The sequence below is a fragment of the Mucilaginibacter robiniae genome, from assembly GCF_012849215.1.
In the GTDB taxonomy this organism is placed as follows: domain Bacteria; phylum Bacteroidota; class Bacteroidia; order Sphingobacteriales; family Sphingobacteriaceae; genus Mucilaginibacter; species Mucilaginibacter robiniae.
In genome coordinates, this window is the sequence record NZ_CP051682.1 from 1,874,398 (window position 1) to 1,898,943 (window position 24,546).

Annotated in this window: 20 protein-coding genes; 12 read left to right on the top strand and 8 right to left on the bottom strand. The window is 44.1% G+C overall.

Features of this window, described 5'->3' with window-relative positions:
- The first annotated feature begins 559 nt into the window (after positions 1-559).
- Complete coding sequence (locus HH214_RS08245; RefSeq protein WP_169606870.1) at positions 560-1,048, top strand: DUF421 domain-containing protein; 489 nt, start codon at positions 560-562, stop codon at positions 1,046-1,048.
- Here HH214_RS08245 and HH214_RS08250 read toward each other — a convergent pair.
- Entirely contained in the window at positions 1,045-2,172 is a 1,128-nt protein-coding gene (locus HH214_RS08250) for an acyltransferase family protein (protein ID WP_169606871.1), read from the bottom strand. The two genes, HH214_RS08245 and HH214_RS08250, sit on opposite strands and share 4 nt — an antisense overlap.
- A 79-nt stretch (positions 2,173-2,251) precedes the next feature.
- Between HH214_RS08250 and HH214_RS08255 the strand changes: the two genes are divergently transcribed.
- On the top strand, positions 2,252-3,439 hold the full coding sequence (locus HH214_RS08255; protein ID WP_169606872.1) for an anhydro-N-acetylmuramic acid kinase: 1,188 nt from the start codon (positions 2,252-2,254) through the stop codon (positions 3,437-3,439).
- Between the two features lie 71 nt (positions 3,440-3,510).
- On the opposite strand, the gene HH214_RS08260 is transcribed toward HH214_RS08255, so the two are convergent.
- Positions 3,511-4,836 (bottom strand): amidohydrolase family protein, encoded by a 1,326-nt coding sequence (locus tag HH214_RS08260; RefSeq protein ID WP_169606873.1) that lies wholly within the window; start codon positions 4,834-4,836, stop codon positions 3,511-3,513.
- Positions 4,837-4,857: 21 nt separating this feature from the next.
- Positions 4,858-8,004 (bottom strand): amidohydrolase family protein, encoded by a 3,147-nt coding sequence (locus HH214_RS08265; protein WP_169606874.1) that lies wholly within the window; start codon positions 8,002-8,004, stop codon positions 4,858-4,860.
- Positions 8,005-8,265: 261 nt separating this feature from the next.
- Here HH214_RS08265 and HH214_RS08270 point away from each other — a divergent pair, with 261 nt between their 5' ends.
- The 4 genes from HH214_RS08270 (at position 8,266) to trpC (ending at position 12,026) form a co-directional block, all read left to right on the top strand.
- Positions 8,266-8,712 carry a cytochrome B gene (locus HH214_RS08270; RefSeq protein WP_169606875.1) on the top strand — a complete coding sequence of 149 codons (447 nt, stop codon included), beginning with the start codon at positions 8,266-8,268 and terminating at the stop codon, positions 8,710-8,712.
- 210 nt (positions 8,713-8,922) lie between these two features.
- Entirely contained in the window at positions 8,923-10,332 is a 1,410-nt protein-coding gene (locus HH214_RS08275) for an anthranilate synthase component I family protein (protein WP_169606876.1), read from the top strand.
- Positions 10,333-10,511: 179 nt separating this feature from the next.
- Positions 10,512-11,171 (top strand): anthranilate synthase component II, encoded by a 660-nt coding sequence (locus HH214_RS08280; RefSeq protein ID WP_248282236.1) that lies wholly within the window; start codon positions 10,512-10,514, stop codon positions 11,169-11,171.
- Positions 11,172-11,240: 69 nt separating this feature from the next.
- On the top strand, positions 11,241-12,026 hold the full coding sequence (trpC, locus tag HH214_RS08285) for an indole-3-glycerol phosphate synthase TrpC (protein WP_169606877.1): 786 nt from the start codon (positions 11,241-11,243) through the stop codon (positions 12,024-12,026).
- A 53-nt stretch (positions 12,027-12,079) separates the two neighbouring features.
- Here the strand turns inward: trpC and HH214_RS08290 are convergent, their stop codons facing one another.
- The 4 genes from HH214_RS08290 to HH214_RS08305 form a co-directional block, all read right to left on the bottom strand.
- Positions 12,080-12,574, bottom strand: coding sequence for a GNAT family N-acetyltransferase (locus HH214_RS08290; protein WP_169606878.1), 495 nt, complete (start codon positions 12,572-12,574; stop codon positions 12,080-12,082).
- 42 nt (positions 12,575-12,616) lie between these two features.
- Positions 12,617-14,986 (bottom strand): ABC transporter permease, encoded by a 2,370-nt coding sequence (locus HH214_RS08295; protein WP_169606879.1) that lies wholly within the window; start codon positions 14,984-14,986, stop codon positions 12,617-12,619.
- A gap of 145 nt (positions 14,987-15,131) precedes the next feature.
- Positions 15,132-16,412: a replication-associated recombination protein A gene (locus tag HH214_RS08300; protein ID WP_169606880.1), complete on the bottom strand. Its 1,281-nt coding sequence runs from the start codon at positions 16,410-16,412 to the stop codon at positions 15,132-15,134.
- 113 nt (positions 16,413-16,525) lie between these two features.
- The gene (locus tag HH214_RS08305) at positions 16,526-17,623 is read right to left on the bottom strand and encodes an SMP-30/gluconolactonase/LRE family protein (protein ID WP_169606881.1); all 1,098 of its coding nucleotides are present in this window, start codon (positions 17,621-17,623) and stop codon (positions 16,526-16,528) included.
- Positions 17,624-17,827: 204 nt separating this feature from the next.
- Between HH214_RS08305 and aspS the strand changes: the two genes are divergently transcribed.
- From aspS to HH214_RS08320, 3 genes are all read left to right on the top strand, one after another.
- Positions 17,828-19,570 carry an aspartate--tRNA ligase gene (gene aspS, locus HH214_RS08310; protein ID WP_169606882.1) on the top strand — a complete coding sequence of 581 codons (1,743 nt, stop codon included), beginning with the start codon at positions 17,828-17,830 and terminating at the stop codon, positions 19,568-19,570.
- Positions 19,571-19,577: 7 nt separating this feature from the next.
- The gene (locus HH214_RS08315) at positions 19,578-20,030 is read left to right on the top strand and encodes an FKBP-type peptidyl-prolyl cis-trans isomerase (RefSeq protein WP_169606883.1); all 453 of its coding nucleotides are present in this window, start codon (positions 19,578-19,580) and stop codon (positions 20,028-20,030) included.
- A gap of 99 nt (positions 20,031-20,129) precedes the next feature.
- The gene (locus HH214_RS08320) at positions 20,130-20,600 is read left to right on the top strand and encodes an FKBP-type peptidyl-prolyl cis-trans isomerase (RefSeq protein ID WP_169606884.1); all 471 of its coding nucleotides are present in this window, start codon (positions 20,130-20,132) and stop codon (positions 20,598-20,600) included.
- A 74-nt stretch (positions 20,601-20,674) separates the two neighbouring features.
- Here the strand turns inward: HH214_RS08320 and HH214_RS08325 are convergent, their stop codons facing one another.
- Positions 20,675-21,193: a GNAT family N-acetyltransferase gene (locus HH214_RS08325; RefSeq protein ID WP_169606885.1), complete on the bottom strand. Its 519-nt coding sequence runs from the start codon at positions 21,191-21,193 to the stop codon at positions 20,675-20,677.
- Positions 21,194-21,286: 93 nt separating this feature from the next.
- On the opposite strand from HH214_RS08325, the gene HH214_RS22070 reads away from it, so the two are divergent.
- From HH214_RS22070 to HH214_RS08335, 3 genes are read left to right on the top strand one after another with little or no spacing between them, the layout of a single operon-like run.
- Positions 21,287-22,273: a DPP IV N-terminal domain-containing protein gene (locus tag HH214_RS22070; RefSeq protein ID WP_248282237.1), complete on the top strand. Its 987-nt coding sequence runs from the start codon at positions 21,287-21,289 to the stop codon at positions 22,271-22,273.
- Positions 22,236-23,741, top strand: coding sequence for a S9 family peptidase (locus tag HH214_RS22075; RefSeq protein ID WP_248282238.1), 1,506 nt, complete (start codon positions 22,236-22,238; stop codon positions 23,739-23,741). The genes HH214_RS22070 and HH214_RS22075 overlap by 38 nt, the downstream gene beginning before the upstream one ends.
- 28 nt (positions 23,742-23,769) lie before the next feature.
- Positions 23,770-24,546: a CPBP family intramembrane glutamic endopeptidase gene (locus tag HH214_RS08335; protein ID WP_169606886.1), complete on the top strand. Its 777-nt coding sequence runs from the start codon at positions 23,770-23,772 to the stop codon at positions 24,544-24,546.

Sequence of the window (24,546 nt, forward strand, 5' to 3'; positions counted from 1 at the left end):
ACAGGTAACTAAGTGTGACAAGACCTTTTACTTACCAATACGCGCTGTATGACCTAAACGTGGGGTAAAACTCAGGAGAAATATATTTTTATCATATTAGTTAAAATGCATAATTCTTACTTCTCATAAATTTCTGATAATCAAACTTTTACAATTACATAAATTCGAAATTTTAATCAGGTTCAATTGAGACAATTTCTCATTGTTTACCTTAATTTCACATTAAAGTAACATTCCTGCTATGAACCTATTAATACAATCGATTGTATTATTAATCTTATTATATTTGCATCACCAATTATAAACCTAAACTTATTATCACTTTTTTACGGCTTGTAGCTTATCTGCTTTATATGGCAGACTAGTGCTTATAACCTATCTTGAAGTTTTCCATTTTATTTATCTTCTTTATTCTTGCTACAACTTAAATGTTTGCTATAACTGCTGACTGTAGGTCTTTTTTGTGGAAAAATTCCTGACATTTCAGTAAACACTTTTTTATCGGCAACTGTACATCATGTTAAGGAATGTTTAACGTTAAGTTAACAAAACATTACGCATGGAAATTATTCTGCAAATATTTGGTGAGGGCAAAGACTTATCAACCCTACAAATGTGCTGCCGGGCTGTAGTGATATTTTTTATTGCGCTCATTATGGTAAGGCTTTCGGGCAGGCGTACGTTTGGTAAACATTCAGCTTTTGATAATACATTGGCCATCATTTTAGGCGCTATTTTAAGCCGGGCGGTGGTAGGCGCTTCAGCGTTTGTACCTACGGTGGTCAGCTGCCTGGTACTGGTATTATTACACCGCTTACTAGCTTGGCTCAGTGTAAAAAATGAATTTATCAGCCGCGTACTTAAAGGTGACAGCATTCCGCTGTACCGCAATGGCAAGCTGGATGAAGAAAACATAGCCAAAAGCCTGTTGAGCGAAAAAGAAGTAATGGGCGATTTGCGCCTGAAAGGCCATGTAAACAACTTAGATAAGATTAAAGAGATTTACATGGAAACCAGCGGCGAGTTAAGCGTGATTAAAAAAGATTAAATCTTGATAAAGATTTTCCGGTTATACATCGTCCACAAAATGATTAACCATACTAATACAAAACACAACGACCATAAAAAGGAAGCCACGCCCGGCACAAAGTAAGAATCAAAAAAAGCATCATACAAAGCTTCTTTCAAGCTCACGCTTTCACCCTGGTAATCTACTTTTAGCCTATCCATCGTACGGGCTATCAGTTCTGAAGATACATACACTAAAATAGCATTCACGCCATATACCACCATAGGTTTGGTAAACCGCCGGTAACCTTGAATATCAATCAACCAATAACAAAGCGTCAGGCTCCACATAGCTAAGCCACCGGTAAACAGCACGAACGAACTGGTCCAGATAGATTTATTCAGCGGAAAACTATAATTCCACAGCAAACCGGCAATGACCAGCACCAAGCCTGCAACTAGTAAGGCATATACTTTAATGGTATTAGGTTGATCTGATCGTTTCAGCCAGGTACCAGTCAGCAGGCCCAACATACCTGTACCAACAGCAGGTAAAGAACTTAGTAAACCTTCCGGATCCCAGGTTTTAGAGGCTTGCCATAAATGCGCCGTACCGAACAGGGTACGATCTAACCAGGCACCCAAATTAGTTTCGGCCTGCAAGCTGGCATGCCCTATGCCCGGAACCGGCACCTGTGTTAAAAGCAGATAATAACCAACCAGAATGATTAGCAGCAAAGCCGCTTGCACCCGGTAATTGGTTTTGATGTAGATAAAGCCAATTACCAAATACACTACCGCAATGCGCTGCAATACGCCCGGAATACGTACGGTATGAATATCCCAAAACCAGTAAATAGACCGGAACAGCCCTATAGCCAATATAATGCAGCTTCGGCGAAGCACTTTTAACATTAACGCCTTGTGGTTAGTGGCATCAGCCTTTTTACTTTCCAGGGCATACACTATCGAAACGCCCATGATGAACAGGAAAAACGGAAAAATTAAATCGGCCAGGGTGCAGCCGTTCCAGGCTGCATGTTCCAGCGGAGGGAAAATGTGGCCCCAGTCGCCGGGATTGTTAACCAGTATCATGGCAGCTACAGTAAAGCCGCGAAAGAAATCAAGTGATAGAAGTCGTCGCTGTAAAGTATTAGAAGACATACGGTCAGGTTGAACCCTATAAAGATAATTGATGTACCATTATCCTAAACGTTTTTATAAGATTTTTTATTTTTAGCGCATGCCTGCATTCAACACCAACTTAAGCCGACTGTTCACCATTGCTCAAAAGCCCGAACGGCTCATTATCGGCCTTATGTCGGGCACTTCGTTAGATGGATTGGATATTGCACTTTGCCGCTTTACCGGTCATGGTTTTAACACCCGCTTTACCTTACTGGAGTTTATAACTTTGCCTTATGAAGAAACTTTCCGGCAGGAAATTAAACAGGTATTTGCCCGCCAGCAAGCCAGTTTAGAAAAGGTGTGTTTATTGAATGCGCAGATTGGACGTTTACACGCCAGCCTGGTATTGCAGGCACTAAATCAATGGGGTTACCAACCGCAGCAGATTGATGCGATAGCTAGTCATGGGCAAACCATTTACCATGCACCACAACGCTTGCATAGCCAAGCGGATTACCCCAATGCTACGCTGCAAATTGGTGATGCTGACCACTTGGCGGTACAAACCGGCATTATCACCATCAGCGATTTCCGGCAAAAGCACATTGCAGCAGGTGGTGAGGGCGCACCTTTAGCTTTGTATGGCGATGTATTGCTGGGCAGCCACCCTGCCGAAAACCGTATTTTACTGAACATTGGCGGCATAGCCAACCTCACCTATTTGCCTGCCGATGCACGAAATATTATCTGCACCGATTTGGGTCCGGGTAATACGTTGATTGATGCGGCTTGCCAGACTTACTTTAACCAACCTTATGATGATGGCGGACGCATCGCCTTTAGCGGACAGGTGCACCAGTCTTTATTGAACAAATTACTAAGTCACCCATTTTTCCAGCAACCGGCACCTAAAACCACCGGCCCCGAATTGTTTAGCCAAGCCTATGTTGAACAAGCCCAACAAAAGGTAAATGCCACTAACATTTCGCCGCAAGATTTAGTTAGCGCCCTAAGTGCCTTTACGGCAGAAGCTATTGTACGGTTTATTCGTAATCATATTCCTGCTCCGATACATCGTCTATTACTCAGTGGCGGCGGAGCTAAAAATGAGTTTATCCAGCACTACCTGCAACAGCACCTCCCCGGCATTGCACTGGATAATACTGACAGCATCGGGATTGATGCCGATGCAAAAGAAGCCATCTTATTTGCTTTACTGGCGAATGAAGCATTGGTGGGTGAGCCGATAACTATTGGCAGTAATCCGGCCGTGTTGATGGGGAAATTTAGCTTTCCTGCTTAATGTTCTACCTACTCAAATAAAAAAGCCGCTGGACAATCTCCAGCGGCTTAACAAACTTCTAAAAAAAGTAATTACATTTTGGTAGGTACACCATACTTGTCGCTGAACTTTTTGTACAACTGCTTGTGCCAAGTGTCGAGGTTTACACTACGGCCTTGAATGTATTCGTTGGTGACATCCAGGGTCAGCATATCCAGCGCATCTCCGTTCGAGATGAACAGGTTGGCATCTTTGCCCACTTCCAGCGTACCGGTAGTTTTATCGATACCTAAAATTTTGGCGTTGTTCAAGGTAATCATGGATACGGCTTGTTCTTTGGTTAAACCATAACCTACGGCCTCACCCGCCTCAAAAGGCAAGTTACGCTGGCGCCAGAAACCAATACCCGTTAAGCCGTACAATACGCCGGCCTGCTGTAATAAATACGGCATTTTATAAGGTTGATATACATCATCGTCATCACGCTCGGGTAAAGTTTGGGTTTCTTTCAGAATAACCGGAACGTTGTTCTGTTTTAAAATATCAGCTACCAGGTAGGCATCTTTACCGCCCACAATAACCGCTTGCAGCTTAAACCTTTTGGCAAAGCTTACGGCTTGTGCTATCTCTTTAGCACCATCGGCATTGATAAACAGCTTTTTGGTACCGTTAAACAAGCCACGCATAGCTTCCAACCGGATGTTGGTAGTAGTATGCCGGCTTTCGGCAGCATAGCCTTGCGCCTGGGTGAACAAGCTGGTTAAATCATCAATAGCGCGTTGTGCAATTTCGGCAGGCGATTCTTGCGGACCAGCTCCCGGCAACTGGAACCCACCACGACGGCCACGTGCCGCGCGGGCTACCGGCCAGGTAAGGTGAATGCCGATGTCTTTTTTATAAGCGGCATCTTCCCAGTTCCAACCATCCAGCATCATCACAGATGATTCGCCTGAAACGCGACCACCTTCAGGGGTAGGCTGCGCCAGCACAATACCGTTAGCCCGAACAGTAGGAATAACCTTTGAATCGGTATTGAACGCAATCAGTGAACGCACATGCGGGTTCAGATCGCCGGTTTCACTATCATCTACCGTACCGCGTGCGCCTTCTTCAATCTCTACCAAACCTAAACTGGTAATGGGGCAAATAAAACCCGGATATACTTGTTTGCCGGCAGCATCCACCACGGTAGCGCCAGCAGTATTTGGTGCCGAGCCTTCGCCTACAGCGGTAATTTTACCTTTATTGAAAGCTATATAGCCATTATTGATGACCTGGCCATTGCCAATATGTATAGTTGCACCTGTAATAACGATAGGGCCAGCCTGTGGTTTGCCTGGCGATATAGTAGCCTGCCCGAAAGTGAGGGCTGCACTAAACAGCAATCCCCCGATACTTAATATGAATTTCTTTTTCATGTGTAATTATTGAATGAAGGATTACTTTTTATCTTGACCTGCCTGCTGAACCTGAACCATGTTGCCGTTTCTATCCAGCTGCTGCATGTTGTTGTAAGCATCGGCAACTACATAAGCGGCATCTTCAATATCATCGCAGGTGTACAACTGGCGACGACGTGGCATTGCACCACGTTGCGTAACCGCACCCGCATTTTTAGCCTGAATCATTTTTTGGATGATGCGGCCTTCTTCCGCTTTCATTTCTTTCTGACGTTGGGCATCTTTATCATACTCCCAGTAAGGTACGCCATCCACAAAGGTTTTTTCGCATACGGCGTAAATAGAAAGCGGATCTGCTGACCATAGTACCACGTCGGCATCTTTACCCGGTTTGATACTGCCTACGCGATTGTCAATGTGCAGCATTTTGGCCGGGTTCAAGGTTACCATTTTTAAGGCTTCCTCTTCGCTCATTTTACCATAAGTTACTGATTTACCAGCTTCCTGGTTCAGGCGGCGGGCCATCTCGGCATCATCCGAGTTGATAGCTACCGGAATACCTACTTCGGTCATGATGTTGGCATTGTATGGAATAGCATCTTGCACTTCCATTTTGTAAGCCCACCAGTCTGAGAAAGTAGAAGCGGCAATACCATGCGCTTTCATTTTATCAGCCACTTTGTACCCTTCCAGAATGTGGGTAAAGGTGTTGATTTTGAAACCCAGGCTATCGGCCACGTGCATCAGCATATTGATTTCTGATTGTACGTAAGAGTGGCAGGTAATATGGCGGGTATCATCTAGAATTTCGGCTAGCGCTTCCAGTTCCAGATCACGGCGTACGTTGTTGTTTTTAACCGCACGAGCTGCTTTGTATTCTTTAGCACGGGTAAAGGCATCAACATAAACTTCCTCAACGCCCATACGGGTTTGCGGGAAACGCGTGTTTGGATTGCCGAATTGCTGCGGCGAGTTGCTTTGTTTTACGTTTTCCCCTAAAGCAAACTTGATAAATTGCGGCGCACCTTCAAACTTCATTTGCTCAGGTGTTACGCCCCAACGGTGTTTAATAATGTAGGTTTGGCCACCCACCGGATTAGCCGAACCATGCAGAATATGCGAAATAGTAACTCCGCCAGCCAATTGCCGGTATAATTCAACATCAGTAGCATCCAGTACATCGCCAATGCGCACCTCTGAGGTTACGGCTTGAGTACCTTCGTTAATGCCGCCAGTAGCTGCAATGTGCGAGTGCTCGTCAATAATTCCCGGCGAAATATGTTTGCCGGTGGCGTCAATTACACGCGCATTGCCAGCCGACAGGTTTTTACCTACGGCTTTAATTTTACCGTTTTCAATCAGCACATCCGTATTTTTCAGGATGCCATCTTTCTCGTTCGTCCAAACGGTAGCGTTTTTAAATAATACGGTTTGCGCTTTAGGCACTTCGGTAAAACCATAAGCCGCAAACGGGTACACTACCGGACCAACCGGGCTTGCCGGGCGTTGGCCGTTAGTACCAGCCATACCATTGCCCATACCTCCAAAACCACCACGACCACCTGCATTAGCAGCCGGAGCTGGTCCGCTGTAGGTAGCCGTCCAGTTAAATACACTGCCATCAGGCGCTGTACCTGTACCGCTTAGGGATGCAGGTGAGCTACCTGAAACATAACCACTCAAACGAATTACGCCTGAAGGCTGGTTGCGTGAGGTAAAGTAAATACTTACCAAATCGCCATTGCGGGTAATGGTACCGGTAGCACGTACACTATCTGCACCACTACGGCCTACATTAACCGAGTAAACAGCCGTAGTACCACTGATGGCCAAGGTAGCACCGCTTAACACACTGCTGTTAAAGGCGTATGTTCCGCGCAGGTCAGCTACGTCCATTTTGGTCACCACAAATGGCCGGCCTTCTACCCAGTTCTCAAAAATGATATTATCAGGTTTAAACAAACCGTTTGAGGTAATGATAAAATTGGCCATTTTACCTTTGGTCAGTGTACCTACCCGATCAGCCACGCCTAGCATTTCGGCAGGTGTGGTGGTTAAAGCCGTTAAGGCTTGCTTTTCGGTAAGGCCGTTAGTTATGGCACTACGCAGGTTAATCCAGAAATCGCGGGTATTAGCTAAACCGAAAGAGGTAATGGCAAAGCGTACACCTGCTTTTTCTAAAGCTGCCGGGTTAGTGGGTGCCAGTTCCCAGTCTTTCAGTTGTTCATAGCTTACACTGCGGGCATCCAATGGGTCTTCTACATCATACGGAGCCGGAAAATCAAGCGGTACAATCAGGCTGCTGCCGGTAGCTTTTACGGCGGCAATGTTCTGGTATTCCTTACCATTGGTTTTCATGATGTACTGCTTGCCGAACTCTTTGGCTATTTTATCAGCACGCAAAAGGCTTTGCATGTCGCTTACTTCAAAAATTTGCGGCAGGGTTTGTGTTCGGTTAAACTCGGCTAATGATATATTGTACTCGCTTTTCTGGGTTTTGTACCACTGCGCATCATAATAGGTTTGGCGTATCAGGGCTATGGTACCCATCAGTGATGAAGGGTAATTGGTAGCTGCTGTACCTTTGTTGAAAGAATAGTTAGCTGCAGCCTGATCGTTCAGCATAACTTCGTTATCACGCTCGTTACCTAAACTTACTACAGCCGAAACACCGCGCACAATACCATCCTGCACCAGAGTTTGCACCGTACCGAAACCGTTTCTTTTATACTCTTCGGCCCGAACGCTGTTAACGTGGAACAAGTTTTTAGCATTTACATCGGCACGGATGGCTTCGTTCCAGCCATAAGCGCCAGGCTTGGTAGATACCGGGTTAGATGAACGACCACCGAAAGCCATAGGCGTCATGGCTTGGCGCGGAGCTTCGGGCATACCATAGGTAGTAAAGGCATCAATTAAGCCGGGGTAAATGTATTTCCCTTTCAAATCAACCGTTACGTAACCTTTGCGCACGTTAACGCCTGAACCGACGGCTTCAATTACGCGATCTTTAACCAGCAGCGTACCATTGGTAATGGTTTGCTCCGGACTCACCACAATGGTCGCATTGGTGAAAGCATACTGCCCCGGACGCACATCCCAAGCGCCATTTACCGGAAAAGTTTCCTGTGCATGGCTAAAATGGGTTACAGCAAGGGCAAAACAAGCAAGTAAAAGTTTTTTCATTTTGCAGTTTTAAAGTTTTGCCCTAAAATATTTAAAGATTCGGTTTAAACAGCTTAATATCTTTAAGAATAATGCATTTGTTACAACAATTTACCCTTACAAAGCGTTTACTACACCGCTTTTCTCACTCTTAACCTGAAATAACACCTCAATACTCCATCATTTACTCCCTACTTATGGGCTTATCTGTTATGAAATACACCTGTTGCGTTATAGCAGCCAAGGATATTTTTTTACTTATATTCGCAAAAATTTAGTTTTATGAATTCATACAGCATTCTTAAATACTTGCATTCGGGTTTCAGATTTGTAGTATTGGTATTAATTTTAGTAGCTATTATCCAAGCTATATCAGGCTGGATGGGCAAAAAAGCTTATACCCAAGGCAACCGCAAGCTAAACCTATTCGCCATGATTTCGGCCCATGTGCAGTTGTTGATTGGTTTGGCGTTATATTTTGTGAGCCCATTTGTGCAGTTTAACCATGCTGCTATGCAAGAACCCAGCACCCGTTACTGGACTGCCGAACATATTACCATGATGATTGTAGCGATCATCCTGATTACCATTGGTCACAGCAAATCTAAGAAAGCCGTACTGCCCGAAGCAAAGCATCGTGCTATTGCCATTTTCTATATTTTAGCCGTTGTAATAGTGGTTGCAGCTATTGCCATGAGCCACCGTCCATTTTTCGGTATTACGGGTTAATATATATTTAACAAATAATTTGCATTATCATATTTCTTTATATATTTGCTCTTGTTATATGATAATTAAAGCACATAACCTAACTTGGTGGCACCTGATTAAACAGGCAGCCGGTTAGTTTATTGATTTGTAAAGATTAAAACAATTATAAACCTGATTTGAGAACCCGGCGCCAATTACGTCGGGTTTTTTTGTTTTAAGAATATGACTATGCACACCTACAAACTGGTTACAACGTATAAAAAGCTACTGGCCGATACCACCACGCCAGTAAGTATTTACCTGCGTTTGCGTGATGTTTTCCCCAACTCGCTGCTGCTGGAAAGTTCGGACTACCATAGCCGTGATAACAGCCTGAGTTTTATCTGCTGCGAACCTATCAGTGGCTTGCTGCTGAATAAGGGAACACTGACCCGCTACTACCCCGATGGCAGCAAGGAAACCGACCAGCCCGGCACGTTTAGCCTGATTAATTGCATAGATGAATTTTTAAAACGCTTTGCTACTGATACGCTGCCGCTTAAAATTCCAACCAACGGTTTATTCGGCTACTTTACCCATGAAGCGGTGGAGCATTTTGAAACGATCCGCTTAAAACAGGTAGCTGAAGATATACGGCAGATACCCGAAATGCAGTATCATATTTACCGCTACATCATAGCGATTGACCACTTCAAGAACGAACTGTATATTTTCCATAACCAGGTTGAAGGTGATACTGAAGTGAAAGGCACTGAAAAAATTGAGTACCTGATTCAGAACAAAGATTTTCCGGAGTACCATTTTCAAAGCCAGGGTAATGAGCAATCCAACCTGACTGATGAAGGTTTTATAGCCCTGGTGGAAAAGGTAAAACAGCATGTGTACCGGGGTGATGTATTCCAGATTGTGCCTTCCAGAGCCTTTTCGCGCAGCTTTTTAGGTGATGAATTTAATGTATATCGGGCACTACGCTCCATTAACCCATCGCCCTATTTGTTTTATTTTGATTATGGCAGTTTCCGCATTTTCGGCTCCTCGCCCGAAGCGCAGATTACCATCAAAAACCGCATAGCCAGCATTTACCCGATTGCCGGCACATTCAGGCGCAGCGGTGATGATGAAAAAGATGCCGAGGCAGCACGCGCATTGGAAAACGACCCGAAAGAATCGGCCGAACACGTAATGCTGGTTGATTTGGCCCGTAATGACCTGAGCCGCCATTGCGAGCAGGTAGCGGTAAAATCATTCAAGCAGGTACAGTACTACTCGCATTTAATCCATTTGGTATCGCATGTAAGCGGTAAGCTAAGGCCCGATGTATCTTCATTTAAAATTGTAGCTGATACTTTCCCGGCTGGTACATTAAGTGGCGCCCCCAAGTACCGGGCTATGGAAATTATTGACGAGAACGAGAACATCAAGCGCAGCTTTTACAGCGGTGCTATTGGCTACCTGGGCTTTAACGGCGATTTTAACCATGCCATCATGATTCGTTCGTTTTTAAGTAAAAACAACGTATTACATTACCAGGCTGGCGCAGGTATTGTGGCTGATTCGATACCTGAAAGCGAGTTGCAGGAAGTAAACAACAAGATTGCTGCGTTGCGTAAGGCTATGGAAATGGCAGAAGAAATATAATGGTGAGTAGTGAATGGTAAAGGTAAATTATTATTGATTATTACCCTTGTCTGTATCATTTCACCACCGTTGTTTGTGTCTTCACAAACAACTTTTAAATAGCACATAGGTGTGTTGTCTGCGAAGACACAGACAACGGCGAGAAAAGTATAGAAAAACATTAAAGAAGGTTTTGAGAGATGGAAAGTTTGGGAAATCATAACAGCATGGAAAGTACACCAGCCCAAAAGCAGGAAGGTAAAATTTTAATTATTGATAATTACGATTCGTTCACGTACAACCTGGTACACCTGGTGAATGAGTTGGGCTTAACCTGCGAAGTTTGGCGAAACGATCAGTTCAAACTGGAAGATGTAGCACAGTTTGATAAAATTATTCTATCGCCAGGACCGGGCATACCTTCTGAAGCAGGTTTGCTGCTGGATGTTATTAAAACCTATGCACCTACCAAAAGTATATTTGGTGTTTGCTTGGGTCAGCAGGCCATTGCCGAAGCTTTTGGCGGGCAACTATACAACTTAAGCCGACCGATGCATGGCATTGCTACGCCGGTAAAAGTAACCGACAGCGCAGAACCGTTGTTTAACGGCTTGCCTGAACAGATTAAAGTAGGCCGTTATCATTCGTGGGTAGTAGCCGAAAATGGTTTGCCGGAAGAACTAACTATTACTGCTATTGATGAAGCGGATAACTCCATTATGGCTTTGCGGCACAAAACGCTAGATGTGCGCGGTGTACAATTTCACCCTGAATCAGTATTAACTGAGTACGGCAAAGAAATGCTACACAACTGGCTGACTGCCCGATCTGACAATAGTGAAATGCCATCAGCAAACTAAGTGGAGAGATAACAGTATATTCTATATACGAACTTGATAACTATGCCCCATGAGGAGGCTGGGGGATTTATGACGATTTTAGATAACATTGTATTAAAAAAGAAAAAAGAAGTAGCTGCTGCCAAAATGGTCACTTCTTATACCCAATTGGAAGAACGCGAGATGTTTTTGCGCGATACGCTTTCCTTTCGTGATTTTTTGCTAAACCCTGCCCGTACCGGCATCATTGCCGAGTTTAAACGCAGGTCGCCATCTAAAGGTGTAATTAACGATGAGGCCAAAGTTGCCGATGTAACTATGGGTTACAATTCGGCCGGAGCCTCTGCCCTATCGGTACTAACCGACCGGCATTTTTTTGGCGGCCGTAAAATGGATTTACTGGAAGCCCGCAAGGTAAACCACATCCCGATTTTGCGCAAAGATTTCATGATTGATGAATATCAAATTGTTGAAGCCAAAACCCTGGGTGCTGATGTTATTCTGCTGATTGCCGCCATATTAACGCCTGAACAGATTAAACACTTTGCCACTACTGCCAAAAGTGTGGGTTTGAATGTATTGCTGGAAGTGCACAATCAGGAAGAGCTGGAACGCAGCCTGGATGATAACGTGGATGCCGTTGGTGTAAATAACCGTAATTTAGCTGATTTTACTACTTCGGTAGAAACTTCTTTCCGGTTGGTTGAACACATTCCCGATCAGTTTTTGAAAGTATCCGAAAGTGCCATCAGCAACCCGGAAACGATTAAAGAATTAAAAGCTGCCGGTTTTAATGGTTTTCTGATTGGTGAAAACTTTATGAAGCACCGCTACCCTGGCTATGCCATGGAAGAGTTTGTAAGGCAACTACAATAGGCAGACAAACTACGTGCATGCCGAAACAAATTCGGCATAATAGGAAAAGGGCTTCACAACTCCTTCCGCATCACATAATCATTCATCCAGTAAGGGCCGATAGCAATGTTCTCTTCATAAACAACAGCAAAGCCCTGCTTTTCATAAAAATGCAGGGCTTTGTTATATCGATTTACATTCAGCTCCAACGCATGAGGGCCCGCTTGTTGTATTTGTTGTGCCACTGTATCAATCAGCAACTTGCCATAGCCTTTACCTTGCGTTTGCGGCAGGCAGTATAGCTTATGCAGTTTGTAAATAGCCGCATCTTCTTCACGCGGTGAGTAAGCCGCAAAAGCCACCGGCTGGTTATCTTCTATCAGTAATAAATAAGTTTGACTACCCGTTGCTATCTGCTCGCTGATTTTTGCTTCATCATAAATAAAGTTCAGCATATAAGCAATTTGCTCGGGCGATAGTATTTCACTATACGTAGGCCACCAGATTTGCTCGGCTAATTGTACTATAGTGGCCGCGTCAGCAGGTGTAGCTTGTTGAATGATATGCATTGCATTTTAAACTTAACGCAATATATCAAACATTACCTAGCTTCACTCGGCCTTAATGCTTTTTACCGGGTTAATCATGGCTGCTTTAAGCGCCTGTGAGCTTACCGTAATCATGGCAATAACAACAGCCACTGATCCGGCTAGGGCAAATAGGCTCCAATTGATGCTGATACGATATTGGTAATCTTGCAGCCACTTGTTCATGGCATACCAACCAATTGGTGTTGCAATCACAATGGCAATAATCACCAGCATAGCAAACTCACGGGTAAGCAGTTGGATAATGCTTTGCACACTGGCACCCAAAACTTTGCGTATACCAATTTCTTTTGATCGGCTTTCGGCCATGTAAGCAGCCAACCCGAACAACCCCAAGCAAGATATCACAATGGTTAAACCGGCAAACACAGCTGCTAATGCGCCAGTGCGTTCTGCATCTTTAAACTTCTCGTTGTACTCTTCATCCACAAAGTAGTACTGAAAAGGATAGGCCGGGTTGTACTTTCTAAAAATCTGCCCGGCTAAATCCAAACTTTTTGACACTGGTTTATGCGGATTAAGTCGGAAAGAAACCGTGTTATACCACCACGTTTTTGAACCGAACACCAGCATAGGCCCTACAGGCTGATAAGGTGAATTGATGATAAAATCTTTAATTACACCTACTATTGTAACAGGCACTTTACTGTAATATATAGCTTGGCCAATGGGGTTCTTGTAACCTATTGCTTTAGCAGCAGCCTCATTGATAACCACACTGGCCGTATCGCCCGGGTGCTGCGTTAAGTTGATATCGCGTCCTGCTAATAATTTTAAACCAACAGTTTTTACGAAATCGCCTGTGGTGGCAAATTGACTAAAGTTGACTTGCATGTGGTCGGGGCTCATATCGCCCCATTGTATGCCGCTGGTGCTACTGCCATCAACAGTAACTGATAAACTGGTTTTACATACCCCAACTGCCGCACCGCTATTGATTAATTCGTTTTTTATGACTTCGTAGTTTTTGCCAATATCACCATTAATGGGATGTTCAACCAGGTTATTTGCTGCGTAGCCGTTGTCACGTTCCTGTACATACTTTACTTGCCGGTAAATAACCAAGGTAGATACGATTAAAACAATGGCCACCGTAAACTGGATAACCACCAGCAACTTTCGAGGCGAAAAGATAGCATTATGCTCTTTAAAAGCACCTTTAAGTACTTTCACCGGCCGGAATGAAGACAGGAAAAAAGCCGGGTAACTACCCGCCAGCAAACCGGTAATGGTAATAAAACCCATCAAGAACAGCCACAATGCCGGACTACTATAATTGATAAACAACTTTTTATTAGTAAGTTGATTGAAGCCCGGCAGGCAAAGTTGCACTAAAAGCAAGGCCATTACACCCGCCACTGCTGCAATTAACCAAGACTCTGCTAAAAACTGCCTAATCAGGGCTATCCGGCTAGCTCCGATTACTTTACGCACCCCTACTTCTTTAGCCCGCTTCTCACTTCGGGCCGTACTCAGGTTCATAAAGTTGATACAAGCAATCAGCAGAATCAGGCAGGCAATGGTAAATATAAGCCTTACAGATTCAATCTGTCCACCGGCTACTTTGCCATTCTCAAAACGCGAATACAAATGCCATTGGCTGATAGGATGCAAAAACAGTTCTGTGTTGGTGCTGGAATCATGCTTGATTACTAAGTTTTTAATTTTAGCATTAAAGCGGTTTAGGTTTGTACCGGGCTGTAACTGCACATACGTGTTATAGCTGTTCGTGTTCCAGCGTGCTTCATCGTACTTAAACTGCTGATTGCTGGCTGACGATACAAGGTATTCAAAATCAAATTGTGTATTGTTGGGTAGATCTTTTAGAACACCGGTAACTTTGTAACTACTCTGGTTATTGATTTTTACCATTTTATTAACAGGGTCGGCGCTGCCAAATATTTTTCTGGCTAGTGTTTCTGTTAATACAATACCATTTACATCGTCTAAAACATGACTGGCATTTCCCTCTAGTAGCGGAAAACTGAACATGGTTAAGAAAGGCTTATCTACATCAAGCCCTGTAGCCATAATGGCTTTATCGGCATAGTTAAACAGCCGGTTGGTAGGCCAGTAAACCCGGGCAACAGATTTCACCTCCGGAAATTCCTGTTGTAAGGCTGGTCCAATAGCACCTGTAGTAACATCCCAGCAACCTATGGGGTTATTGCCCGTTTTCCTGGTACGGTTCCATACTTTGTACAAAGTGGCCTTATTGGCATGAAACTGATCGTAGCTTAACTCATTTTGTACCCAGGCAAATATCAACAAGGCACCAACCATACCTATAGTCAGGCCCGCAATATTTAATGCTGAAAAGGCTTTGTTCTTCCACAAGCTGCGCCATGCGGTTTTAAAGTAATTTTTAATCATGAGGATAAAAATTAAAAGTCCGTTTACCCACCATGAAATCTATGCCATACAAGTAGTGGCTTAACTATCAGCACAATAGCACACAAACCAAAACTTTAACTGTACGATTGCGAACAACTAACGTTCGTAATTAACCTATCGGCAATTAGTACTTATACCGGTTGCCCCACAGTTTTTTCAGCTTTTCACGAGCTTCATTTTCGCGGGCGTTATTGCCTGGTTCGTACAACTGGGTACCTTTAATAGCATCGGGCAAAAAATCCTGATCGGTAAAGTTGCCTTCGTAGCTATGGGCATATTTATAATCTTTACCGTAACCTATGTTTTTCATCAGCTTGGTTGGCGCATTACGTAAATGTAGCGGTATGGGCAAATCGCCGGTTTGTTTTACCAAAGCCATGGCTGTATCAATAGCCATATAGCTAGCATTGCTTTTGGCTGAGGTAGCCAGGTAAACGGCTGTTTGCGACAGAATAATACGCGCCTCCGGCATACCAATTACATTAACGGCTTCAAAGCAGCTTTGCGCCAGCAATAGGGCATTAGGGTTGGCATTGCCAATATCTTCAGAGGCTAGGATGAGCATACGCCGGGCAATAAACAGCGGGTCTTCGCCGCCAACCAGCATTCGGGCCAGCCAGTACACCGCCCCATTCGGGTCACTACCCCGCATAGATTTAATGAAAGCCGAAATAATATCGTAATGCTGCTCGCCGGCTTTATCGTACAAGGCCATATTTTGCTGCACGTTTTCCAGCACGGCCTCGTTGGTTACTATAATCTCGGGGCTATCTATGGCATTAATCAGCAACTCAAAAATATTCAGCAGCTTGCGGGCATCACCTCCTGATAGGCGCAGCAGTGCTTCGTAATCGCGGATGGTAATATTTTTTTGCTGAAGCACTTCATCATCTTGCATGGCTTTTTGCAGCAGGTTAATCAAATCATCCTCATGCAAATGCTGTAAAATATAGACCTGGCATCGCGACAGCAAAGCCGAAATTACCTCAAATGATGGGTTTTCGGTAGTGGCGCCAATCAGCGTTACAATGCCCCGCTCTACCGCACCCAGCAGCGAGTCTTGCTGTGATTTGGAGAAACGATGTATCTCATCAATAAACAGCACCGGCAATGTTTGTCCGCCTTGTTTCAGCAACGATGCCCGTTCAATTACCTCACGCACATCTTTCACGCCCGAATTAATGGCGCTCAATGCAAAAAACGGCCGGTTCAGGCTTTGTGAAATGATATACGCCAGCGTGGTTTTACCTACACCCGGCGGTCCCCAAAAAATCATGGAAGGTAAGTTGCCTGATTCAATAGCTTTACGCAACACGGCACCCGGCCCCACCAAATGTTTTTGCCCTACATAATCATCGAGCGTTTTGGGGCGCATGCGTTCGGCTAATGGCGGCAGGTTATTCATCACGGTAAAAGTCAGGAAAGTTTTTGAAATAGTATCTCCCTTACCTTGCTTTTATAAAGCTAAGCTATGAGCAAGCATTACCAGTTTTAACTCCTACGCTTCATAGCTTCGCGTTATCTTCTGACAGGCTTTGCCCCTAGCTTCATTTTGTAAATGTAAACCGGGTATTTAGCTTTTACAGAAGTTTTGTAATTAGCACTACGGTTTTGCTGATTGGTTGGTATCCACAAATATCCTTGATCGTCAATCCATAAAGCATCAGCCCACAGCAAACGCGGATCGCGTATCAAGGTTGAGGCTTGACCTTGAGGTGTAATTTTTAAAATGCGTAATTGGTTAGCATCCGTTACATACAAGTTACCCTCAGCATCAATACAAGTACCTCCGGTGGTAGGTGTATTATAAAACAATTTTACCTGTTTAGCAAGTTGAGCAGATAACATAGCTGGGTTATCCAGCAAACGGGTTTCAATGCGCCACATAGGTCCAGATGCCGGCTGAAAGTATAATATCTGACCGTCAGGCGATAACTCCAATTGGTCGGCATGCAGGCGCTCTTGTTTGCCGTTGGCTTTTACCATTACTTTCCCCTCAGCCATCATCGGTCGCTGATCGGTGGTAGAACGGTCATTATCCAATACTCGCCGGCCTTTGCCGGTTTTTAAATCAAGCACAATCAAACCCGGTTCACCAGCATCAGTAATGTACAAGTGTTCGCCATTGAAACGAAAATCATCCAGAAAGCTTTTCTGCTTTACCACGCCACCTAATGGGATGATTCGAACTACTTTGTTCAGCTTGGTATTAATTGATACCAGCTTAGGTCCGTCTTTTACTACGGATTCACCTTGTTTAGGCTGACCTGTATCAATAATCCAAAGGTTACCATCCGGGCCAAATCGAAGTGAATTGGTTCTTACAAAAGCATGCTGAGCGTTGCTTCCTTTTTTCCAAACATTCCAAGCTACGTCAGGATAAGGAGCCGTTTGACTACTGGGCTTTATTTCAGCAATACTTACAGCAGGCACCCCTTCTACATGCGGAAAGCAAACAAAAGCCCGCCCATCAGGGCTAGTAACAATACCGTTCCACATTAGGGTTGACTGATACACCTGCACTAAGCGTGCATCTGCCTGTTTCGTTTGCGCATGAGTAGTATGGTAACTTCCAAAACCCGTTAATAACAACAGCAAAAATCCTTTTATTTTCATATTCCTGTAAGCTTGACGCTGGGCTAATAACAGGTGGTGAAATACTATGTTTTAAAGTAAAAAGCAAGTTAACAGCTAGCACGCTCATTCTTTAAAATCCTTATTCCTGTAACATATTTAGTTATTCACTCATCTTTCTGGCTTATCCACTTACCACTTACCGACTAAATTCCTACTTTTGCAGAATTTATATAAAGGGTACTTATGTTAAGAACACATACTTGCGGCGAATTAAATATGAGCCATTTAGGCCAGTCGGTTACATTGTGCGGATGGGTACAAAAATCACGCGACTTAGGCGGAACTACGTTTATTGATGTGCGCGACCGCTATGGCCTGACACAACTGGTATTAAACACCGACACGGATGCCTCTTTGCGCGAAGCCGGCCGTAACCTGGGCCGCGAATTTGTAATTAAAGTAAGCGGCAAAGTACTGGAGCGTTTTAACAAGAACCCTAAAATACCTACCGGCGATATTGAAATTGGCGTAGAAAGCCTGGAAATACTGAACGAAGCCAAAATTCCGCCGTTTTTGATTGAAGACGAAACTGACGGTGGTGAGGAACTGCGGGCCAAATACCGCTACCTGGATTTACGTCGTAACCCAATACGCAACAACCTATTGCTGCGTCACAAAATAGCTCAGGAAATCCGTAAGTACTTAGACGAACTAAACTTTATTGAAGTGGAAACGCCGGTGCTGATTAAATCGACCCCGGAAGGTGCCCGCGACTTTGTGGTGCCCAGCCGCATGAACCAGGGTGAGTTTTATGCACTACCGCAATCGCCGCAAACCTTTAAGCAATTGCTGATGGTAAGTGGGTTTGACCGTTATTTCCAGATTGTTAAATGTTTTAGAGATGAAGACTTGCGGGCTGACCGTCAGCCGGAGTTTACGCAGATTGACTGCGAGATGTCGTTTATTACCCAAGAAGACATTCTGAATATATTTGAAGGTATGGCCCGCCACTTGTTCAAAACCATTAAAGGTATTGAGCTGGATACCTTTCCGCGGATGCAATATGCTGATGCTATGCGTTTGTATGGTTCTGATAAACCAGATGTACGCTTCGGGATGGAGTTTGTAGAACTGAACGACATTGTAAAAGGCAAAAACTTTGGTGTATTTGATAATGCCGAATTAATAGTTGCTATCAATGCCAAAGGCAGCGCCGGCTACACCCGTAAACAACTGGATGAATTAACCGAGTGGCTGAAACGTCCGCAAATTGGCGCTACCGGTTTAATTTACCTACGCCATAATGATGATGGCTCATTAAAATCGTCGGTTGATAAGTTTTACAACGAAGAGGAACTGAAAAAATGGTCGGCAGCAATGGATACCAAACCAGGCGATTTAGTTTTGGTATTAGCTGGTGCTAAAGATAAAGTGCGCAAGCAGATGAACGAACTGCGCTTGGAAATGGGTACCCGTTTAGGGCTGCGCAACAAAGATCAGTTTGCACCATTATGGGTACTTGATTTTCCGTTGCTGGAGTGGAATGAAGAAACACAGCGCCATCATGCCATGCACCACCCGTTTACTTCACCAAAACCGGAAGATATTACCTTGCTAGACACGAACCCTGATGATGTACGCGCCAATGCTTACGATATGGTGATTAACGGTATTGAAGTTGGTGGTGGCTCTATCCGTATTCACGACCGTAAATTGCAGGCTTTAATGTTCCAGCACCTAGGCTTTTCGCCAGAAGAAGCACAAAAACAATTTGGCTTTTTGATGGATGCTTTTGAATATGGCGCGCCACCGCATGGAGGTATTGCTTTAGGGTTCGACCGCTTGTGTTCCATCTTTGCCGGGCTGGATTCTATCCGTGATGTAATTGCTTTCCCAAAAAACAATTCGGGCCGTGACGTGATGATCGATTCGCCTTCAAAAATTTCTGAGGCTCAGTTACAAGAATTAAGCATAAAAAACGTTTAGCGGTTATATGAAACAAATCACCCTAATTTGCTGCTTTATCACGCTCATTTTTTCCGGCTGTAAAAAAGACGAAAGTACTACAGAACAAGCTACCGATGATGATGCTAAAATCCAGGCTTACATCAAAGCCAACAACATCAAGGCTACCAAAGATGCCTCGGGCTTGTATTACCAGATAATTACGCCGGGAACGGGCAATTACCCTAATTCTAACTCGAACGTTAGCGTAAACTATACCGGCAAACTGCTGGATGGTACCGTTTTTGAAACCAGTAGCTTAAGCTATTCACCGTTATCAGGTTTGATACAAGGCTGGCAAATTGGTATTCCTCACATTAATGTAGGTGGCCGTATTTTACTGCTGGTACCCTCAGCACTTGGCTATGGCACTGCCAAGCAAGATAATATACCGGCCAACTCGGTACTGGTATTTACCATCGATCTGATTGGCTTTAAATAAAAGCTGCTTTTAGGTTTAACAACCTTATGTATATCCTATTAGTTATGCAGCTTGCTTTAAGCATTAGCTGCATAACTACCTATTTGCTCATCCTTATTCATGAAAAAATATTCGCTAGTACTTTTACTATTTACCATTATTGTAAGCTTTACCAGTTGCCTGAAAGACCATACTACGGGCACCGATACCAGTGCACAAGCCGCTACCGACGATGCTCTTATACAAGCGGCCATTAAAGCAGCTAACATCACCGCTACAAAAGACCCTTCAGGCGTATATTACTCTATTGTAAAGCAAGGAACAGGCACTTACCCTACCCTTAGTTCCTCTATCACCGCCACTTATACCGGCAAACTGCTGGATGGTACCACTTTTGATAGCGGCACCATCACCAACAATCCTTTAAACAGGCTTATTGCTGGATGGCAGATTGGTGTACCTTATATAAACTCTGGTGGTCAAATTATCTTATTTATTCCATCAGCCTATGGTTACGGCAACGTGGCTCAAACTAAAATTCCGGCAAATTCTGTGCTGGTGTTTAGTATTAACTTAACCAGTTTTAATTAACTACTGCAGCTTATAGGCAGCATTCAGCTGCTAAGCATTTTTATAAAAGCATTCTACATACAAGAATGCTTTTTTCATTTCCATATAGCATACAAGTGCTCATCTAAAATTTTACCGGCTTTAACAACCGAGTGTTGCAAAACGCCTTGCTTTACGTAACCGGCTTTTTCAAGCACCCGCATCGAAGCCGGGTTTTTACTTAATACACGCGCCTGTACACAAATAGCCTCCAGGGTATCAAAAGCATAAGCGGTTAATAACCGGGTAGCTTCAGTTACAATACCTCGCCCCCAATACTCTTCGCCTAGCCAGTAACCTAGTAAAGGCGTTTGGCGGTAAATATCTTGTTGTAGTTCCAGGCCAATACCGCCTATTACTTTATCACTATCCAGGTCAGCTATAGCAAAATTTATCATGGGGTCTTGGTTCTGCCGGGCAGCAATCCACTTTACGGCATCTTCCAGGGTGTATGGGTTTGGAAACCGATCCGTCAGGCAATCGGTAATCAAAGAATTGTTGGCATGATGTTGCAAAGGCAAAGCATCTTCCCAGTGCCACTCACGCAATGTGAAAGTTGATCCCTGAATTTTCATTAGGATAAGAGTTAAGTAGCTAAAATAGTATTCGCCTATCGGGTTCTATAAAATGCTGGTATATTTATAGCCACGCGCTTACCTGTACAAGATATGAAAAAAACTTTTACGCTACTCCTCATCACCGCTGCCAGCTATGCATCGGCACAAAAGCTGGAAACCTTGACGATTGAAAAAATAATGAGCGACCCTAAATGGATGGGAACCTCGCCCGAAAACGTTAGGTGGAGCGATGATAGCAAAAAAGTATATTTTGATTGGGATCCGCAGCATACCGGGCGCAACTCGTTGTACAGTCTTATACCCGGCAGTACAGTTCCGCAACCAGCTACGTTGGAAGAAAGACGTAACCTACCTAGCAACGGCGATTGGAATAAAAAGCATACGATAAAAGTATTTGAACACAATGGTGATATTTTTCTATTTAACCTAAATACTCACCGAACAACGCAACTCACGAGCACTACCGAACGGGAAAGTAATCCGGCGTTTAGTGGGAATGAAACCCAGGTTGTTTTTCTACGCAATGATAATTTATACGCCCTCAGTTTAAACAACGGGCAACTTACACAGCTCACTAACTTTACTCAGTCAGCTATTAGTTTGCCAGTGGCAACAGGGGGTGCTGGTCAGCGTGGAGGCCGCAATGCCGGTCGGCAGGGTAATGCTCAGCAAAACAGCAACACTGGAGCACAAGGTGGAGGCAATGCGCAAGACCGTTGGTTGCGCAACGAGCAAACGGAATTATTTGAAGTAATACGCGACCAAGCTAAAAACGAACGCCTGAATACCACTGAACGCCGCGAATTACAACCCAAGCGCCTGAAAGAAATTGCCATTGGCGACCAGTACTTAAGCTTTGTGCAATTAAGCCCTAGTGGTCGCTATATAACTTATCGGTTAGTTAAACCAGCCGATGGAGCCAAATCGACCATTGTACCCAATTATGTAACCGCATCGGGCTATACGGAGGATATTGCAAACCGTGCTAAAGTAGGCGGACCGCAAACCACCTCACAAACATTTATTTTCGATAGGCAGCGTGATACGGTATACGGTATATGCTATAACAACTGCTAATATTCAGGGCATTAAAGATTTGCCTGACTATGTAAAAGATTATCCGCAACAACTGGAAGAACGTACCCACCGTAATGAAAACCGCCAGGTAGTGGTACAAGGGCCTTATTGGAGTGAAGATGGAAAGAATGCCGTTGCTGTAGTATCTTCTCAAGATAATAAAGACCGTTGGATGATGCGCCTGGATGCACAAACCGGCCAGTTAGCCTTACTAGACCGGCAACGGGATGAAGCTTGGATTGCTGGCCCTGGTATTGGCGGCGGTTATAGCGGCGGCAACATCGGTTGGCTGGATAACACTCACTTTTATTACCAGAGCGAAGCCAGTGGCTATTCGCACATTTATGTAGCCGATGTAACCACGGGCGCTAAAAAGCAAATTACCAGCGGCAATTGGGAAGTACAAACGTTGCAACTATCTAACGATAAAAAGACCTTTTACTTCACCGCCAACCTAGAGCATCCGGGTATTACTCATTTTTACCGATTGCCGGTTACTGGTGGTACACCCGTTCAACTAACGGGTATGAAAGGCGGTAACGAGGTAAGCTTATCGTCCGATGAAAAATGGCTGGCTATACGTTACTCCTATTCCAATAAGCCTTGGGAGCTTTATTTACAACCCAACAAGGCCAAAGCTCGTGCTACTCAAATTACACATTCTACTACAGCCGAATTTGAATCGTACCCTTGGCGGGCACCTGAGGTAATTACCTTTAAAAACCGCTACGGCAGTACAGTTTATGCCCGTTTGTACGTGCCTAAGCAGGCCGACCCGGCTAAACCTGCTGTAATATTTGTACATGGTGCCGGTTACCTGCAAAACGTACATTACTGGTGGAGTTCCTACTCGCACGAGTATATGTTCCATAACCTGCTGGCCGATAAAGGCTATACCGTACTGGATATTGATTATACAGGTAGCGCAGGCTATGGCCGCAACTGGCGTACCGGCATTTACCGCCACATGGGCGGCAAAGATTTGGACGACCAAGTAGATGGCGCTAAACTATTGGTGGAAAAATATGGGGTAAACCCAAAGCATATCGGTATTTATGGTGGCTCATACGGCGGTTTCATGACGCTGATGGCCATGTTTACCACGCCTGATGTATTTGCGGCTGGTGCGGCCCTACGCTCAGTAACCGACTGGGCACACTACAATCATGGTTATACATCCGACATTTTGAATGAACCTTATAATGACGAGAAGGCTTACAAACTAAGCTCCCCTATCTATTTTGCCAACGGTTTAAAAGGCAAGCTGTTGCTATGCCACGGCATGGTTGACCAGAATGTGAATTATCAGGACATTGTTCGTTTAGAGCAGAAGTTGATAGAGCTACATAAAGATAACTGGACGCTGGCTTCCTACCCGGTAGAAGATCATGGCTTTGTACAACCCAGCAGCTGGGCAGATGAGTATAAACGTATTTACAAACTGTTTGAAGAAACCTTGAAGCAATAATCAACCCTGTTTAGCCATAATCCTTATCATGCTCAAAAAAACTCCTGTTGTTAGTGGGCCGCAGCTATTAAGACCCTACTGGGCCAAGCTAACTAAACTCAATAGTACACTAGGTATTGTCCTGATTTTATTATTGGGCATACCCAGGTTTATTATTGTTTTGCATGCTAATGTAACCGGCAATTACTCGCCAGTTTCTATTGTGTTTCTGTGCATGTGGTTGGCTCCTTTTTTACTACTAAACAAACAAGGCCGGAGAACCATCGGCATTAAAAAGCCGAGTAGCTACTTAAGTTTGCTATACTCGTTTTTAATTGGTGCTATCGCATGCTTTATTCTTTTTGTTATTGGCGATATAAGCTTTGGAAAAACTTACCATAACTGTTTTGTATATATTGCAAAATCTTACAGCGCAACAATCGGTCAGCTAAATGCCAGCAACAGGTTAATATACTTTATCATTTATGCAGTAACCAGCATGACCTTCAGTCCTATTGGGGAAGAGTTGTTTTACCGCGGTATTGTTCATCAATGCTTTGTTGCCGAACAAGGTGAAAACAAAGCATCAATATATGATAGCTTAGCTTTTGGGTTAACACACCTGGCTCATTTTGGTATTGTGTATATAGCAGGCGTATGGAAGTTTCTTTTCATACCTAGTATTTTGTGGGTACTCAGTATGTTTCTTTGTAGCCGATTATTTTATGCGTGCAAGGTAAAGTCAGGTTCTATTTTCGGTGCTATGATGGCGCATGCAGGTTTCAACTTAACCATGATTTACTTAATATTTTATAGAATATTGTAA

Coding starts and splice junctions, on each gene's coding strand:
- HH214_RS08290 (WP_169606878.1), bottom strand. CDS start 12,574: ATGCATATCATTCAACAAGCTACACCTGCTGACGCGGCCACTATAGTA.
- HH214_RS08280 (WP_248282236.1), top strand. CDS start 10,512: ATGGAAAGTTTGGGAAATCATAACAGCATGGAAAGTACACCAGCCCAA.
- HH214_RS08265 (WP_169606874.1), bottom strand. CDS start 8,004: ATGAAAAAACTTTTACTTGCTTGTTTTGCCCTTGCTGTAACCCATTTT.
- HH214_RS08335 (WP_169606886.1), top strand. CDS start 23,770: ATGCTCAAAAAAACTCCTGTTGTTAGTGGGCCGCAGCTATTAAGACCC.
- HH214_RS08295 (WP_169606879.1), bottom strand. CDS start 14,986: ATGATTAAAAATTACTTTAAAACCGCATGGCGCAGCTTGTGGAAGAAC.
- HH214_RS08325 (WP_169606885.1), bottom strand. CDS start 21,193: ATGAAAATTCAGGGATCAACTTTCACATTGCGTGAGTGGCACTGGGAA.
- HH214_RS08305 (WP_169606881.1), bottom strand. CDS start 17,623: ATGAAAATAAAAGGATTTTTGCTGTTGTTATTAACGGGTTTTGGAAGT.
- aspS (WP_169606882.1), top strand. CDS start 17,828: ATGTTAAGAACACATACTTGCGGCGAATTAAATATGAGCCATTTAGGC.
- HH214_RS08275 (WP_169606876.1), top strand. CDS start 8,923: ATGCACACCTACAAACTGGTTACAACGTATAAAAAGCTACTGGCCGAT.
- HH214_RS08255 (WP_169606872.1), top strand. CDS start 2,252: ATGCCTGCATTCAACACCAACTTAAGCCGACTGTTCACCATTGCTCAA.
- HH214_RS08260 (WP_169606873.1), bottom strand. CDS start 4,836: ATGAAAAAGAAATTCATATTAAGTATCGGGGGATTGCTGTTTAGTGCA.
- HH214_RS08315 (WP_169606883.1), top strand. CDS start 19,578: ATGAAACAAATCACCCTAATTTGCTGCTTTATCACGCTCATTTTTTCC.
- HH214_RS22070 (WP_248282237.1), top strand. CDS start 21,287: ATGAAAAAAACTTTTACGCTACTCCTCATCACCGCTGCCAGCTATGCA.
- HH214_RS08245 (WP_169606870.1), top strand. CDS start 560: ATGGAAATTATTCTGCAAATATTTGGTGAGGGCAAAGACTTATCAACC.
- HH214_RS08270 (WP_169606875.1), top strand. CDS start 8,266: ATGAATTCATACAGCATTCTTAAATACTTGCATTCGGGTTTCAGATTT.
- HH214_RS08250 (WP_169606871.1), bottom strand. CDS start 2,172: ATGTCTTCTAATACTTTACAGCGACGACTTCTATCACTTGATTTCTTT.
- HH214_RS08320 (WP_169606884.1), top strand. CDS start 20,130: ATGAAAAAATATTCGCTAGTACTTTTACTATTTACCATTATTGTAAGC.
- trpC (WP_169606877.1), top strand. CDS start 11,241: ATGACGATTTTAGATAACATTGTATTAAAAAAGAAAAAAGAAGTAGCT.
- HH214_RS08300 (WP_169606880.1), bottom strand. CDS start 16,412: ATGAATAACCTGCCGCCATTAGCCGAACGCATGCGCCCCAAAACGCTC.